Source organism: uncultured Fibrobacter sp., assembly GCF_937877005.1.
GTDB lineage: Bacteria > Fibrobacterota > Fibrobacteria > Fibrobacterales > Fibrobacteraceae > Fibrobacter.
On the sequence record NZ_CALEFV010000296.1, the window covers coordinates 1 to 2,064 of the forward strand.

The window sequence follows — 2,064 nt, forward strand, 5'->3', positions numbered from 1 at the left end:
GAAGCCATTACCGAGGCAAACTATATCGGTATTCTCGTGTGGGCAATCATTTTCGGTTTTGCAATCAAGATTCACGCCAGCGATTCTACCAAGGAACTCCTGCAAGACATTACCAAGTCCGTCACGGCCATTGTCCACTGGCTCATTAACTTGGCTCCTTTCGGTATCATCGGCCTGATCCATTCTTCCATCGCCACCAATGGTATCGGAATCTTCAAGACCTATGGTTTACTGATCGCGGTCCTTGCCGGTGCCATGATCTTTACGACTTTCGTTATCGCACCGCTGATTGTGAGCTTCGCCATCAAGCAAGACCCCTACCCGCTTGTGATTTACTGCCTTAAAGAAAGCGGCATTACCGCCCTCTTTACGCGAAGCTCGGCAGCGAACATTCCCGTGAACATGGACGTATGCGAAAAGCTCAAGCTCGACCGCGAATTCTATTCCGTCTCGATTCCGCTTGGTGCCACCATCAACATGAACGGGGCCGCCATCACGATTGCCGTTATGACCTTGGCTGCCGCGCACACACTAGGCATTTCAGTCAGTTTTCCGACCGCCCTGATGCTATGCATTATCGCCAGTATCGGAGCTTGCGGCGCAAGCGGTATTGCAGGCGGTTCTCTGTTCCTGATTCCCATGGCCTGTTCGTTCCTCGGCATTTCAAACGACGTCGCCATGCAGGTCGTGGCCGTAGGCTTTATCATTGGCGCAGTCCAAGATAGCCTTGAAACCGCCCTCAACTCTTCGACCGACGTCATGTACACCGCCGCAGCCGAATACAGTGGCTGGATTGCCGAAGGAAAACACCTTCCCCGTAGGTTCCGCTAAAATACAAGCCGTTTTTTACCAAAAACGTTCCAAATTGGAACATCCTCTGTTCCGAAAAAAAAGTTATTTTCTCTTGTGGTAAATACAATGGCAGACAACAAGAAACCTATACACCGAAGTTTATTTATAGGATGCGCAGCATTCATCGCATTCATGTGTATTCTGTTTTCTGCACAGGCTTATTATACCTACTCAAAGACTCTCTATTCCCGCTACGATGAAAAACTGGGTTCTATTTTAAACCACATCACAAAGCGTATCGACCTGGACGATCTGTATCAGTGCGTCATTACGGGAGAAAAGAGCGAAAAATACCACCAAGTCCAGGAAACGCTCAACAATCTCGTTGACGAGTTCAACCTGTTCTACCTATACTCCGCCTTTGTCCGCGACAAACTGATGGTGAACATCTGTTCGGCAACAAGCGAAGCAGAACGCGCCCGAGGTGAACAGGATATGGAACTTCTCGAAACAAGTGACGCATATCCTGAAGAAGAACTGAATAAATTCTCCGTTGCAATTGCAGAAGATCAAATTACATTTTTCGAAGAGACCTCCGAATGGGGCGTCGCCTATACCGGTTGCAAACCCCTGATCAATTCCACGGGAGTCCACTTCGGTCTCTTATGTGCAGATATTTCCATCGAGGCCCTCCGCAACACTCTGCACAAGTCTGTCCTCTACAGTATCCTTTTGACCCTTGGAACAGGCATTCTGTTTGCATCAATCCTTATCTTCTGGTTGCACAAAAACGTGACTGGGCCCATCATCGCTCTCGAAAAAAGCGTCCGCAAATTCGCCGAAAAAAGCCGCGGCAAAAAGAAAGATCCAAAGCACCTCGTCTTCGATGCTCCAGAAATCAATACGCGTAACGAAGTGGAATTCCTTTCTATCGCCATCACCCAAATGTCTAAGGACATGAGGAACTACGTAGAAGACATCTTGGAAGCCGAAGAAACGGCAAAATCCGCGCAAGAAGAAGCGGCCAACATGACCATACTCGCTTACAAGGATGCCTTGACCCATGTGGGTTCCAAAATCGCCTACGACGATTCGGTACGGACTCTCGAAAAGGACTTAAAAGAAAATCTCGTGAAAGAATTTGGCTTCGCCATGATCGACTTGAACAACCTGAAAGTCATCAATGATACTATGGGGCATAAGGCCGGTGATGAACTTCTGCAGGCTGTCGGTACCCTACTGCGCAATACCTTTTTGCACAGCACGGTATAC

At 48.4% G+C, this 2,064-nt stretch carries 2 protein-coding genes; both read left to right on the forward strand.

The features are described 5' to 3' along the window. The coding region (gene sstT / locus Q0628_RS13290; protein WP_298771740.1) for a serine/threonine transporter SstT at positions 1 to 831 on the forward strand (831 nt) is incomplete at its 5' end. Between the two features lie 153 nt (positions 832 to 984). After that, positions 985 to 2,064: diguanylate cyclase (locus Q0628_RS13295; protein ID WP_298771742.1), on the forward strand; the 1,080-nt coding region annotated here is incomplete at its 3' end.